At 72.0% G+C, this 12,996-nt stretch carries 10 protein-coding genes; 2 read left to right on the top strand and 8 right to left on the bottom strand.

The features are described 5' to 3' along the window. Positions 1-122: 122 nt before the first annotated feature. The 7 genes from ACFRCG_RS19400 to ACFRCG_RS19370 form a co-directional block, all read right to left on the bottom strand. Entirely contained in the window at positions 123-752 is a 630-nt protein-coding gene (locus ACFRCG_RS19400) for an alpha-ketoglutarate-dependent dioxygenase AlkB (RefSeq protein WP_380033022.1), read from the bottom strand. Positions 753-872: 120 nt separating this feature from the next. Next, the gene (locus ACFRCG_RS19395) at positions 873-2,273 is read right to left on the bottom strand and encodes a hypothetical protein (protein ID WP_380033020.1); all 1,401 of its coding nucleotides are present in this window, start codon (positions 2,271-2,273) and stop codon (positions 873-875) included. Further along, positions 2,270-3,550: a CHAT domain-containing protein gene (locus tag ACFRCG_RS19390; RefSeq protein ID WP_380033019.1), complete on the bottom strand. Its 1,281-nt coding sequence runs from the start codon at positions 3,548-3,550 to the stop codon at positions 2,270-2,272. The genes ACFRCG_RS19395 and ACFRCG_RS19390 overlap by 4 nt, the downstream gene beginning before the upstream one ends. Continuing rightward, the gene (locus ACFRCG_RS19385; protein ID WP_380033017.1) at positions 3,550-5,028 is read right to left on the bottom strand and encodes a hypothetical protein; all 1,479 of its coding nucleotides are present in this window, start codon (positions 5,026-5,028) and stop codon (positions 3,550-3,552) included. The genes ACFRCG_RS19390 and ACFRCG_RS19385 overlap by 1 nt, the downstream gene beginning before the upstream one ends. Positions 5,029-5,105: 77 nt before the next feature. Continuing rightward, positions 5,106-6,440 (bottom strand): hypothetical protein, encoded by a 1,335-nt coding sequence (locus tag ACFRCG_RS19380; RefSeq protein ID WP_380033015.1) that lies wholly within the window; start codon positions 6,438-6,440, stop codon positions 5,106-5,108. Positions 6,441-6,582: 142 nt separating this feature from the next. Next, positions 6,583-7,575, bottom strand: coding sequence for a hypothetical protein (locus ACFRCG_RS19375; RefSeq protein ID WP_380033013.1), 993 nt, complete (start codon positions 7,573-7,575; stop codon positions 6,583-6,585). Between the two features lie 152 nt (positions 7,576-7,727). Next, positions 7,728-9,245 (bottom strand): glycosyl hydrolase family 18 protein, encoded by a 1,518-nt coding sequence (locus tag ACFRCG_RS19370; RefSeq protein WP_380033011.1) that lies wholly within the window; start codon positions 9,243-9,245, stop codon positions 7,728-7,730. Between the two features lie 308 nt (positions 9,246-9,553). Here ACFRCG_RS19370 and ACFRCG_RS19365 point away from each other — a divergent pair, with 308 nt between their 5' ends. Then, positions 9,554-10,477 (top strand): EamA family transporter, encoded by a 924-nt coding sequence (locus tag ACFRCG_RS19365; protein ID WP_380033010.1) that lies wholly within the window; start codon positions 9,554-9,556, stop codon positions 10,475-10,477. 137 nt (positions 10,478-10,614) lie between these two features. Here the strand turns inward: ACFRCG_RS19365 and ACFRCG_RS19360 are convergent, their stop codons facing one another. Next, on the bottom strand, positions 10,615-11,463 hold the full coding sequence (locus tag ACFRCG_RS19360) for a class I SAM-dependent methyltransferase (protein ID WP_380033008.1): 849 nt from the start codon (positions 11,461-11,463) through the stop codon (positions 10,615-10,617). Between the two features lie 387 nt (positions 11,464-11,850). Here ACFRCG_RS19360 and ACFRCG_RS19355 point away from each other — a divergent pair, with 387 nt between their 5' ends. After that, on the top strand, positions 11,851-12,996 hold the full coding sequence (locus ACFRCG_RS19355) for an acyl-CoA dehydrogenase family protein (protein ID WP_380033006.1): 1,146 nt from the start codon (positions 11,851-11,853) through the stop codon (positions 12,994-12,996).

Genomic DNA, 12,996 nt, shown 5'->3' with positions numbered 1-12,996 from the left:
GGGGCCACCCCCACCCGCGCCCCCGGGCCCGCGGCCCCCCCCCCCACCCCCCGGCCCCCCGCCCGCGCCCCGCCCCCCCCCCCCCCCCCCGGGGGGGGGGGGGCCCCCCCCCCGCGACTCGCTCAGCCGACGCCGCGAGGGCGGAACTGGATGCTGATGCGCGGTCCCGTCGCCCTGGTCGTCTTGGGGATCGCGTGCTCCCAGGCGCGTTGGCAGGAGCCGCCCATCACGATCAGGTCGCCGTGTCCGAGCGGGCGGCGCAGCACCGGTTCGCCGCCGCCGCGCGGTCGCAGCAGCAGATCGCGCGGCGCGCCGACGGACGCGATCGCGACCATCGTGTCGGCGTGCGCGCCGCGGCCGTCGCGGTCGCCGTGCCAGGCGACGCTGTCCCGGCCGTCGCGGTACAGGCACAGGCCGACGCTGACGAACGGCTCGCCCAGCTCCGCCGCGTAGTGCTCGGAGAGCCGGTCGCGCGCCTCGGCGAGGGCGGGGTGCGGCAGCGCGTCGGCGGCGCGGTAGTGGGCGAGCAGCCGGGGGACGTCGACGACCCGTTCGTACATCAGTCGCCGTTCGGCCCGCCAGGCAACCGTCTCGGCGAGCGCGGCGAACAGCGTGTCGGCACCCGTCACCCACCCGGGCAGCTCGTCGATCCACGCGCCGTGGCCCAGCACGGTGCGGCGCAGCCCGCGTGGCGGGCCGGCGTGGACGACGTCGCCCTGGTCGAAGAGCGAACCCTGGAGTGAGCCGGACATTCCACCACGATACCCCATCGACCCGAACGCACGTTCGAACAAGTGGGCGCGCCGCCACCCGCCGACCGACCCCCACCCGCTCCGGGCTTCCGTGGCACCGGGCGGCCGGGCGGCCGGCCGTCAGGGGGTGGGGTTCAGGGGTGGCAGGGCGGTGGTGGGGTCGCCCAGGAGGACCAGGCTTTGGCGGTCGAGGGCTGCTACGCGGAGTCGGGTGAGGGTTTCGCGGACCGAGGTGTCGCCGTTGGCCAACGTGTCGCGCAGGCGGGCCCAGCGGGTGTGCAACTCGCCGACGTCGGCCCGGTATTCGGCCAGGGCCAGGCCCAGCGGCTCGCCCGCGTACAGCCGGCTGGACAGCGCGGAGACCAGACGGCCGCCGAGGCCCTGGCCGGTGTCGTCGACGCGCAGGGTCCAGCTGAACGTCGGCTCGACGTGTCCGAGTACGGCCCGCACCGGCTGTTCGCGACCCAGCAGTTCCAGCGGTGCCGGGGCCACCATCGTGCCCAACGCTGCGACCGCCTCGACCGTACCGAGCGCGGAGCTGCCGACCGGAAGCAGCCCGGCGTAGAAGCTCTCACCGGCCGCGCCGGCCGAGCAGCACGCCTGGGCGTACCACACACACCCGCTCGGAACGCCGTCGCACAACGTGCGCGGCGGCACCGTGGTGTGCGTGGCGTCCACCGGCAACCCGAGCATCGCGCGCATCCCGGCGGGATCGCTCAGCGGACCCGTGCGGCCGTGGCTGGAGGTGGCCAGCAGCCCCGGGCGCAGCTCGGCGAGGGCGCCCATCAGCGCGTCGCCGGTCGCCTCCGCCGCGGTGACGTCGCGGAACCCCGCGAGCGGGGGCGGGGTGAGCCGGGCCGCCAGCGGGGCGGCGATCACCGCGCGCATCAACGCCGTGATGTCCAGCGGGCCGTGGTCCACCGTCCAGGTCACCGCCCGGTCGGTCCGCGCCTCGGCGTCGGCCCAATCCGTGAGCAGCGCCCGGATGTAGTGGGCGAGCGCGTCCCCGGCCAGGGGGATGCGCCCGACCAGATGCCTGGTGCCCAGCGCGTACTGCACGGACCACGGGATCACCTCGGGGCCGCCGACGATCGCCACGTACTTCGGGAGCCGACCCCGCCCGGTCCCGAACTCCGAGAGCCCGATGGCCGGTTCCTGGGGCGGGTCGGCGGCGAAGTACCGGCGCAACAGATGGTCGGGCAGATCCGGGCTCCAGCGCAGCACCACGGTGCCCGGCCGCGCCGCCAACAACTCGCGGACCGGGTCGGCGGCGTCCTCGCCGGCCGCCTTCGCCGCGTCGGACACCTGCGGATCGGTACTGTCCGGCAGCAGGATTCCGTAGCCGACGTCGGCCGAACGCCAGTCCCGCGGATCGGCCGGGGCCGTGAACGGCAGCACCGCCTGGGAGCGCGGCATGCCGCCCCGTCCGGCACCCCACGACGCCGCACCGGCGTCGATCGTGGCCCGCGCGACCTCGTCTCCGGTCCACGCGTCGAGCTGGATGTCCGCCGGCAGCGTCATCGGCCCGCCTCCGCCAAACGCGCCCGCAGGTCCGCGATCAGCGCGTCCACCTGCGCCAACAGCGCCGGATCGGTGGTGACCGGATCCAGGGTCGCCCGGAAACGTTCGTGCGTGTCCAGCCGCCCCTGGAGGTTCGCCAACTCCGACGAGTCCGCGGCCGAACTCGCCGCGATCCGCAGCGGGTCGTCCTGGAGGTAGAGCACCGGGTCCGACCACGCGTCGGTCTCGGCCGGATCGTCCCGGGCCAGCGCCTGGCGCGGGGCGGTGAAGGTGGCCGCCCAGTCGATCTCGTGCTCGCCCGGGTCCTCCAGCGTGCCGCGCACGGTGGCGAGCACTTCCGGATACAGCGCCGCGCAGAACCGGTCCGTGTCGTTCAGGTCGACCAGTCGGCGCATGCCCGCGACCGCCGGCAGCCCCTGCGAGACGAGGTCGTGGGCGAGCGAGAGCGTGTCGGAGGTCTGCGCCGTCTGACACGCGCCCAGGACCACCAGCCACGGCGCGCACGGGATCAACGCGACCACCAGGTCCGGCAGTTTCAACCGCACCGAGCCGACGGGCTCCCCCGCGTCGAAGTCGGCGGTGTGGGCGAACGCCAGCGTTCGCATACCACCGGCCGCGCCGCCGTGACACAGCAGGTGCACGAGGTGCGGCTTGGCCGCGGTGATCCGCTTGGCCAACTCCGGGGCGGTGCCGGGGAGTACGTCGGAGGTCACGTCGGGGCGACCGGCCGCCGTGACGCGGTCGAGCACGGCCGGCTCGGCGCTGATCACATGCAGCCGGGTGTCCAGCGCCCGCGCGTCGGGCAGCGCGCAGGCCGCGAGCAGTGCCTCCAGTTGGGGCACGCCGGTGCGCCCCGCCGCGGACAGCACGGCGACGACGCGTAGCGGCGGGGTGAACGTGCGGCGATCGACGGGGCTGCGGATGGCGGCGATGCGCACGATCGGCCAGCGCGCGTCGAGCGCGATGAACCCCTGTGCGGCGGACCGGAGTTGCTCCCACGGTAGTTGGTCGGCCAGGTTCGAGACCATGTGCAGGTACAGCGGCGTCGGTCCGGCCGCGGCCGGTTGGGCGAGGGCGGCGCTCAGGCCCTGACCGACCGCCGGATGCCGGCACAGCCGTTTCAGCAGCGCCTCACCCCGGGTGGAGACGGTGCCGCCTGGATCGGAGACGTCGGTGACCCGATTGGCGCCGAGCCCCGGGATGTTGGCGGGCGCCTCGCGCAGTTTGAGCACGGTGCGCTCGTCCCCCAGCGGTTCGAAGCCGAGCACGGTGCGCATCACGTCTCCCGGATACGTTCGTCGACGAGCGCGCGCAACTCGGCGATGGCCTGGCCGACTCCCAGGTCGTACGCCTGTTTGGCGGCCGGGGTCTCGCCGGGGACACCGGCGGTGCGGACCAGGGAGGCCACCTGGTTCTCGATGTAGCGCGTGGACGAGGCGACCCACATCGGCACCGAGTCGGCGTTCGCGTAGCGCGCGGTGATCTCGTCGCCGCCGGCCATGCCGAGGGCATCGGGCAGGACCTCGGTGCTGCTCGTCGAATCCGCGATCGGCGCCCGCCCGCTGAGCCAGGACATCCCGGGCGACTCCGGATCGGGCCACGCGTCGCGGAGCGCGGCGCCGACGAACTCGGGCTGGAGGTATACGAACAGCGACGGATCGCGCGGGATCGGGACCGCGCCCGGGTCGCCGGCGACGAACGCGTGCGCCTGGGCCAGGGTGTATCCGGCGGGATCCCGCGCCAGTGAGCTGTAGATCGTCGGCCCGGCCCGGCGCAGGCCGATGTGGTCGGCCATCATGCGGATCGCCGGGTCGCACGGATTGTCCGGCGGTGAGCCGAGGGACAGTACGGTCGCCCCGACGCGGTCGGCGAGGCGCCGTACCCGGTCGGCGGTGACGAACGCGCGGGTGGACCGGTCGGTGCCCGTCGCGGGGTCGGGGTTGACCGAAAGCACCGGTCGGATGCCGTCGAACGTGCCGTCGGTGACGATGTGCAGGGCCCGTACGGCCCTGCCGTCGAGGCCGCCGGCGATCCAATTGCCCCACAACGGCGGGCCGGTGGCCGGGCCCGGGCCATCCGGTCGCGGCGGACCCGACCGGGCGTAGCGCTGTGCGCCGTCGGGGTCGTGGACGTGGATCAGGTTGCCGTTGCGCCCGGTCGACAGCAGCGTCCGCAACGCCTGTTCGCCGCCCCGCTCGGTGAACACGTGTACGTCCACCCGGCCGGCGACGCAGGCGCGCAGCGAGGAGACGAACGCCGAGAGGTATCCGGCCACCCACGGCGCGTCCGGCGCGGTGGACAGCGCGACGGCCACGGTCCATACCCGTCCGGGATCGGATCCGGGTGGCAGGCGATCCGGCACCCGGACCAGCGGCCGGCCGGTGGCCGCGACGAGGGCGCCCTCCCACGGCACCCCGCCCAGGTGGCCGTAGGGCGGGATCAGCCGCAACCAGAGCGCGGTGTCCGCCGGGAACTCGGCGCCCAGGCAGCGTACGACGCCCTCGACCAGATCGTCCGGCACGGTCGGGGCGCGCGGGGGCTCGACACCTGCCGAGAGCCCGAACCCGCCGTAGTCGAAGTCGCCCCGCCAGTATGTCTTCGCGCCCGGCGTCGTGCCCCTCGGCGTCGTGCCCTCCGGCGTCGCGTCCGGGGGGAAGCCGAGCAGTTCGACCGTCGTGGTCGGCGACGCGCGCCCGAGATCGAGCCGCACCCGAAGCATCGCCAGGTGCCACTTCTCGACGGAGACCTCGGACATCACGACTCCTTCGATGCGGGCGGCGAACCGCGCCCTCCCGGTGGTTCGGGCCGGGGCGGGTCGGCGGATCCGGTTCCTCAGTCCGGTCCGGCCAGGGCGTGCATGGCCCACCACGTCGCCGGATTGCTGACGTCGCCGTGGCCGGAGATGGCGGGCTTCCCGTCGATCCGGACCCCGCCGTCGACGGCGATCACCCGGAGGCCGCCGCCGAGGTCGTAGCGGTCCTGGCCGGGTACGGCGGCGAATCGCCGGGTGGAGATGGCGTCGACTCCGGCCGGGCCGAACCCGCCCAGTGCGCCGTACAGTTCGGGATCGCCGATCGCGGCGACGCCCGGTTCGCCCAGCTGGCTGCCGCGCATCGCGAGGTGAAAGAACCCGGTCAGCGGATCGTCGAACGCGGAGAACGTGGTGAGCAGCGGCCGGTCCACCAGGTCGAGGGCCGCGTGGTAGCCGCCGGAGCGGCCGGTGCCGGCGACGTCGGCCGCGAGGCACCAGCGGTTGACGGCCGCCTGGAGCAACAACATCGACCGGGCGGGGCGGGTCGGCGCGGCGGCCACGAGCGCCGACAACACCACCTTCGCGCCGAACGAGTGGCCGACCAGATGCAGCCGCACCCCGCTCTCGCGCAGGATGTGCGTGACGAGCGGCCCCACCCCCTTGGCGCCCACGTCACCCGCACGGGCCTTCATCGTCCACACCGTCGCGACACGCAACAGGCTGCGCGGGTCGAAGCCGCCGCCCGCGACCTGCAGGCCCGGCGCGGCGGGGTGCGCGACGCCGAAATCGTCCGGGGCGGCGGGTGGGACCGCGGCTCCACCGCCGTCCAACGCCGCCCAGACGTCGAGGAATTCCTCGGCGGTGGGTGGCGGTGAGCCGTCGTCCGGATCGCGCCCGACGCGCAGCGAGCCGAGCACGATCTCGGCGGCCCGGCGCGCGTCGTCGACGTCGATCGTGGTGCGGCCGTCCGTCAACTCGACGAACTCCGGGTCGGATTCGGCCTTCAGGGCGCCGGTGACCAGGCCGAACATCTCCTCGACCTGCCGCGCCTCGGCACCGTCGGGATCCGGTTCGGCGGCGATGTCGGGGCCCGCCTCCCAGGGCATGACGAAGCTCGTGGAGGGCCAGATGACGCCGATCAGCAGCGGTTTGTAGTCCGGCGGGAGCGGGAGGGCGAACTTCCGGCGCTGCTCGATGAACCCGTTGACGAAGCTGCGATAGCGGTCGAGGGCCTGCGCGAACACGTTGTTCCAGCCGTGCGAGAACAGGAAGACGTCGCTCACCCCGGCGAGCCGGTCCTTGATCTCCTGCTCGGCGACCGGGCTGCGCAGCCCGCCGTTGCGGTCGTAGCGGAGCAGGTAGAGATCCGCCGTCGAGCCCCCTTCGAGCGGAAACTGTTGAAAAGGACCAGACATCGTCCGGCTCCATGTCCGTGCGACAACGGCGCATCCGTACGAGTGCGGAGCGATCTTGTTTCCATGCTTCCCCTCCCCACGGGCCGGGGCAAGCGGGGGCGCGGCCCGGCCGGCCGGTGTGGGTCGGGGTCCGGGTCGGGCGTCAGCCGGTGTTGCGGAGCAGGAGGCCGGCGGCCTGGGCCGGTACGTTGCCGGTCGGGAAGGTGGTGTAGTAGTCGTACTTGAGCTTGTTGCCCGGGACCTTGCTCAGTACGACCCAGCCGCCGCGCGCGCAGGCCTGCCTCGGGTTGCGGACGATGTCCTCGCGCAGGACGATCCGGTCGGCGCGGATGGCGGCGCGGTCCTCGGTCTCCAGGGTCAGGGTTCCGGAGCAGTTGCCGGGGTAGTCCGACTCGCCGACGACGGTTCCCGCCTTGCCCACGTGCAGTCGCAGGCCGACGGTGAAGGTGGCGGTACTGACGGCGCTGCCGCGCCAACTCGCGGCGAAGTCGGCCGGCAGTTGGCGGGTGGTCGGCTGCGCGGTCGGGCGCGGGCTGGTGCTCGTGCTCGTGCTCCTGCTCGGCCCGGAGCCGGTGGGCAGCGGACCGTCAGGCGGCCTCGTGGTCGACCCGGTGCTCGCACTCGCACTCGCGTCGGCGTCCGGTTTCGGCCCCGGGCTCGCGCCGCCGCCCGGGGAATCGATCGTGATCGTGGTGCCGGGGTCGGCCTCGAGCAGCACTCGCCCCGGCGAGAACTCCTGGACCACCCGGCCCTCCAGCGTCACCCGGAGCCCTTTCGCGGCGGTGACGCGGAAGACGTCCTCCTTGACCCGACCGTCCTCGCGATGCCGGATCACCACGATGAGTTCGTTCCCGGCGGTCGCCGCCTTCTTCGAGTAGTCGACGCCGCCGTCGACGCTGAACGTGCCCGCCGGGGTGACCCAGCGCGCCCCGACCGACACGGAGATCTTCCCGCGCGTCGAGATGGAGAACTTGATCGGCCCGATGGCGTAGCCGAGTACCGGATCGTCGAGACCCGTCTTCCGCTCGCCGTCCTCGTCGAATCCCAGGTAGCCGCACGAGGTGGCGCCGAACAACGCCATCACCGTGCACACCGTGACCATTCCCGCCCGTGTCCCGACCCGCCGCACCCGCATCGCGTTCCTCCCCCGAGAACACCCGCCGTGGAGTCGAGTATGCGCCCGAGTTCGGCTGAACACGCGGAAACCGTCTCGATGGGGATACGCGGATGTCGCCCGGCGGGAAATCCGCCGGGCGACACCGTTCCTTCACGCGTTTCGGGCCGGTCTCAGCAGGCGCCGAGGTCCTGCCAGACGCCCCACTGGCCGGTGGTGCCGGGCGTCTCGCCGGTCGTCCACCACTTGGCCTTCCAGGTGTGGCCCTGGTACGAGACCTGCTGCCCGCCGGTGTAGACCGTGCCGGAGGCCCACGGCGGGGCCGTGCACTGGTGGCCGTTGCCGCCGGTGATGGTCAGCGTGTAGGTCGCCGAGTGGCTGACGGACGTGCCGACGCCGGTCACCGTCAGGGTGTACGTACCCGAGACGGCCGCCGACGTCGTGGTGACGGCCAGCGTCGAACTGCCGCCCGCCGTCACCGATGCCGGGCTGAGCGAGGCCGAGACGCCGGCGGGGGCGCCGCTGACGGTGAGGTTCACCGTCTGTGCCGAACCGGCCGTCACCGAGGTGTTCACCGTGCTGGTGGTCGAGTTGCCCGCGGCGACCGTTCCGGAGGCGGGCGTCGTCTGTACCGCGAAGTCGTTGGTCGGGGTCGTCGTGCCGCTGGTGAACGGCGCGAAGACGTGGCTGAAGTCCCACTGGTTGCCCGGGATCCCGGAGCAACTGTCGGAGGAGGCACCGCAGTTGCCGCGGTCCCGCTGGAGTGCCCAGAAGGAGAGCGTGTTGATGCCCTTCGACACCGCCCAGTTGTACACCTGGTTGGCGTTGGCCAGGGTGAATGTCTCGGCCGCGCCGAAGTCGTCGATGCCGGGCATCTCGGTGACGCCGATCATGCCCCAGAGCTGCGTGGGGGTCTTGCCCGGGTAGAGCTGCGCGAGGGTGTTGTACAGGCCCTGCGCGGCCGTCTCGGTGTCGTTGGCCATGTTGTGCGTGGCGTTGTCGTAGTAGTCGAACGTCATCAGGTTGACCACGTCGACCCGCGTGCCGTTGCTCACCGCGTTGCGCAGCAGCGCCACGCTGTTCTCGGCGAGGCCGTGGGTGGTGGTGGGCAGCGTGTAGGAGATCTCGACCTTGCGCCCGTTGGCCGCGGCCCAGTCCTGGACCAGCTTGATCGCCTTGTTGCGGCGGTCGATGCCGGCCGTCTTGTCGAGCGCGTCGACCTCGATGTCCATGTCGAGGCGGGAGATGTCGTAGGTCGTGATGACCTTCTTGTACACCTCGGCGATCTGGTTGACGTCGGTGCAGCTGTCCGCGATCTCGGTGTTCGTGGTGTCCGCGGTGTAGCCGCCGAAGGAGGGGATCACGTCCCCGCCCCGGCCCTGGATCGTCTTGATGTCGGCGCCGAACGTGGACTGGGCGATCGGCATGCCGCTGTCGCCGTTCCAGTACGCCGTGCACGAGCCCGAGGTGGCGGTCTGCAGGAACGCCATGGTCAGGTGCTTCGCGCCCGATTGGGCGGACAGCGCGGCCGGGCTGTCCCCGGTCCACGCCTCGAAGTAGGGGGCGAAGACGTGTGCGGGCAGGGGAGTCGCGGCCTGGGCGTGGCCGGCTCCGAAGGCGGTGAGGCTCACCGCCGCGGCGGCGGTGACGGTGGCGGCGACGGCCGCTCGTAACGTACGGAGGAGTCGCATGTGCGTGCGTCCAGACTGTGAGAGGGGACGGACCGCCGTCGCTTCGCGTGGCTCTCGGCGGCATCGGTATGAGATAGCTCACGCGGTATCGAAGTCAATGGTCTGGACCAAAAATGGACTAGACCATTTTTGCGAACCGCGACGCTCCGCCCCTGGCCCGACCCGTTTCGGGGCGGCCGACCACTCGCGCGGGCAATGTTCGCCAACCCTCCCGTCGGAGGCGCCGATACGCCTCGCCGGGCCCGACGACTCGGGCACGAGCGCGTTCGGCGGAGTATCGGACGGCCCGTCCCGGGCAGGGGGTGGGCATGAGCGCTGTGACGGATCGCACCCCGACCCCACCGTCGCGTCGGGCCGTGGCGGGCAACCTGGCCGTCGTATACGTCGTGTTCGGGTCGACCTACCTCGCGATCCGGATCATGGTCGAGACCATTGCGCCGCTCGTCGGCGCGGGGCTGCGGTTCGCCGTCGCCGGCGCGTTGTTGTACGGGATGTGCGCGGTTCGGAGTCGGTCGCTGCCCCGGATGACGGCCGATCGGCTCCTGGGGACCGGCGTCATCGGGTTGCTGGTGATCGGCGCGGGGCTCGGCCTGCTCACCCTCGGGGAGCACTCGGTGCCGTCCGGCCTGGCCGCGCTGTTGGCCGCCGCCGTGCCGGTGTGGGTGGTCCTGCTGCGGGCCGCGCACGGCGAACGGGTCGGATGGTCGACGTGGGGCGGGGTGGTGTGCGGCCTGTTCGGCGTGGCACTGCTGAGCCTGGTCGGCGGCGCGGGCGGTACGGCGGCCGTGTCGGGCATCCTGTTCCTGCTGGCGGCGGCGCTGTCGGAGGCGGTCGGCTCGTACTACGCGCCGAGGTTCTCGCTGGTCGAGGATCCGATCCTGGCCTCGGCCGTGCAGATGCTGGTCGCGGGTCCGGTGTTGTTCGTGGTGGGCCTGGCCGTGGGCGAACAGCTCGACGTGGACCGGTGGTCGCAGCGGAGCCTGCTCTCGCTGCTCTACCTGATCGGGCCGGGATCGATCCTGGCGTACGTGTCGTTCGTATGGCTGGTCTCGCGTACGCGCACCTCGATCGCGACCACGTACACCTACGTCAACCCGGCGGTGGCGCTGTTTTTGGGGTGGCTCGTGCTGGGCGAGTCGATCACCGTGTGGGTCGTGGCCGGCGCGCTGATCGTCGTCGTGGGTGTGGTGGCCGTACTGGTCGGGGAGCGTGGGGTGGAGGAGGAAGGCTAGGTTTCGACCGAATCCGCTTCATCGTGCCGAAGGGGCCGAGGCGGCGGACAGTCGTGGTGTCGACGTGCCGTCACGGCGGCGTGCCGACAGCCGAAAGCCCGCGCGGGAGTTGCGCGGCGACGGATCGGGGCGACGGATCAGTACATCGGCTTGATCGCCTCGACCAGCAGGTGGTAGCCGAGGTGGCTGAACGGCGGCATGTCGCCCAGGACCCGCTCCAACCGGGTCACCAGGCCGGCGATCGCCTTGTCCGCGAGCACCTCGTCGGCGAGCCAGGCGGCGATCGGCGAGTTGCCACGGATCTGGGTCACGGTCATGCCGACCGTGGCGAACAGGGTGGTCAACTCCTGCGGGCTGAAGCTGTACCACGGGGCGGCGTAGTCGTCGCCGCTGCGGGTGTTGGTGAACAGGAGTCGTTTGTTCGGCACATCCGTCACGTCCACCGCGGCGAAGCGGTCCCCGGTGAACATGTGCTCGAACACGGAGTTCTTCACGCCGAGCAGCATGCGACCGCCGGGGCGTAACACGCGCCGGACCTCGGCGAAGACGCGCGGCCGATCCGCGATCGGCACGTGCATCAGGGCCAGCATCGTGGTGACGGTGTCGAACGAGTCGTCGGGGAACGGGATCGACGCCATGTCACCCTCGCGCAGGTCCGCGCTCAGGCCCCGTTCGGCCAACTTGCCCTCGGCGACGTCGAGCATGGCCCGCGAGATGTCCAACCCGCTGAGCAGCGCGCCTCGTTCGGCCATGGGGACGGTGAATCGACCGGTGCCACACCCCATGTCGAGCACCCGATCCCCGGGGGAGATCCTTCCCAGCAGGAAGTCGCGTTCGGCCTCCGTGAACAACTCGTCGGAGGGACCGTCGCCGGGAATACGCTCGTCGTACTCGGCGGCGACCCGACGGTATACCGACGTGACCGCCGCCTTCTCGGTCGACGTCGGGTCGTCGGCGGATATGGGCGCAGGCTCATGGATCGACACGTGTTCTCCCTTTCCTGATTTCTTTCGGGCTTCTTTCGCTTCTCGGTGCTGCGCAGTCAAACGTAGAAAGCGCGATCACCCTTGTCAACCGGGCTCCTTCGGTGCCGCAATTGATATATCCAAGGCTGCCGAACAGCGCTTTCACCTGGACGATCAGTGCTTGAGGCGCGTTCGTCGTCGGCAATATGGATCGATTTATTTTTTCCTGTTTGGCCGTTCGGATCACGGGCAGCAGATCGGCTTCGGAGCGATTTCGCCACAAGCCCCGCACCGTGTTCCGGAAAGATCGACGGAAATCGAACCCGCCCCGCGCGCCCTCAAGATTCCCGAGGAGGAGTCATGCCGCCAGGAATGATCACCGACGACCGAAGAGACGGAAAAGGGGATATGCGTACGCGGGTACGCGCCGTACTCGATCACCCGCGTTTACGGGCCGAGTCGGCGACCATCTGGGCGGCGGCGGGCACCGGTACCGGGGACCTCCCGCACGCCGACGCGACGTATCGCGCGCTCGGCGGCGCCGGCCTCCTGGCACCGCACTGGCCGCGCGCCTACGGCGGCCTGGACGCCGACTCCTACGCCTCGGCGACGGTCGCCGAGGAACTGGCGCTGCACGGCGTCCCGGACAGCGCCCGCGTCAACACCATCGACAACGCCGGCGGTACCCTCCTCGCGGCCGGCACCCCCGAACAGCGCGCCCGCCACCTCCCGGCCATGGCCCGAGGGGAGCGCGTCTTCGCCGTTCTGTACACGGAACCGGATGCCGGCAGCGACCTGGCCGCGCTCACCACCGAGGCACACCCGACCCCGGACGGATGGCTCCTGAACGGCGTCAAGTCGTGGAACGCCCGAACGTCCTCGGCCACGTTCGGCATCTGTGCCGCCCGCACCCCCGGCGCCGGCAACCGGTACGCCGAGATCAGCCTGTTCATCGTGCCGCTGCGCGCCCCGGGGGTGCACGTCGAACCGATCGCCACGATCAACCCCGAACTGTTCTTCCACGTCCGCCTCGACGACGTCGCGCTGCCGCGCGACGCCCTGGTGGGCCGACCCGGACAGGGCTGGGCGCTGCTGTCCCAGGCACTGGGATTGGAACGGACCGGCATCTGCTTCGCCGGACGGGCCACCCGCTGGCTGGACCGATTGATCGCCGCGCTGCGTGCGCGGGATCGGCTCCCGGCCGCCGAGGAACGACACGAACTGCGCCGCCTCGACGCCGAGGTGCGGTCCTGTCGACTGCTGGCCTGGCGGGCCGTGCAGGACGTCGCCGAACAGCGCCCGGGCGCGTCCACGGCCGCGGCGGCCAAGTGGTGGGCGAGCGAACTGGCCCAGCGGGTGGCCCGATCGGCGTGGGAACTGCTCGGGCCGCCGCCCGCCGCCGGCGCGGGACACGCGCAGTTCCCGGACCTGCTGCTCGCGGTACGGGAGGCCCCCGGCCTCACCCTGGCCGCCGGAGCCTCCGAGGTGTTGTTGAACACCCTCGCCGCCGATCTGCTCGACGGCGGGGATCCGTGGGAACGGGAGGTGGGCTGA

The sequence above is a fragment of the Embleya sp. NPDC056575 genome (assembly GCF_042793325.1).
In the GTDB taxonomy this organism is placed as follows: Bacteria; Actinomycetota; Actinomycetes; order Streptomycetales; family Streptomycetaceae; genus Embleya.
Note: the sequence above shows the minus strand (reverse complement) of the source record. Positions and strands in the feature narration are given on the sequence as shown.

Bases quoted from the DNA above. Each gene is read 5' to 3' on its own strand.
- ACFRCG_RS19400 (WP_380033022.1), bottom strand. From the start codon at position 752: ATGTCCGGCTCACTCCAGGGTTCGCTCTTCGACCAGGGCGACGTCGTC.
- ACFRCG_RS19395 (WP_380033020.1), bottom strand. From the start codon at position 2,273: ATGACGCTGCCGGCGGACATCCAGCTCGACGCGTGGACCGGAGACGAG.
- ACFRCG_RS19390 (WP_380033019.1), bottom strand. From the start codon at position 3,550: ATGCGCACCGTGCTCGGCTTCGAACCGCTGGGGGACGAGCGCACCGTG.
- ACFRCG_RS19385 (WP_380033017.1), bottom strand. From the start codon at position 5,028: ATGTCCGAGGTCTCCGTCGAGAAGTGGCACCTGGCGATGCTTCGGGTG.
- ACFRCG_RS19380 (WP_380033015.1), bottom strand. From the start codon at position 6,440: ATGTCTGGTCCTTTTCAACAGTTTCCGCTCGAAGGGGGCTCGACGGCG.
- ACFRCG_RS19375 (WP_380033013.1), bottom strand. From the start codon at position 7,575: ATGCGGGTGCGGCGGGTCGGGACACGGGCGGGAATGGTCACGGTGTGC.
- ACFRCG_RS19370 (WP_380033011.1), bottom strand. From the start codon at position 9,245: ATGCGACTCCTCCGTACGTTACGAGCGGCCGTCGCCGCCACCGTCACC.
- ACFRCG_RS19365 (WP_380033010.1), top strand. From the start codon at position 9,554: ATGAGCGCTGTGACGGATCGCACCCCGACCCCACCGTCGCGTCGGGCC.
- ACFRCG_RS19355 (WP_380033006.1), top strand. From the start codon at position 11,851: ATGCGTACGCGGGTACGCGCCGTACTCGATCACCCGCGTTTACGGGCC.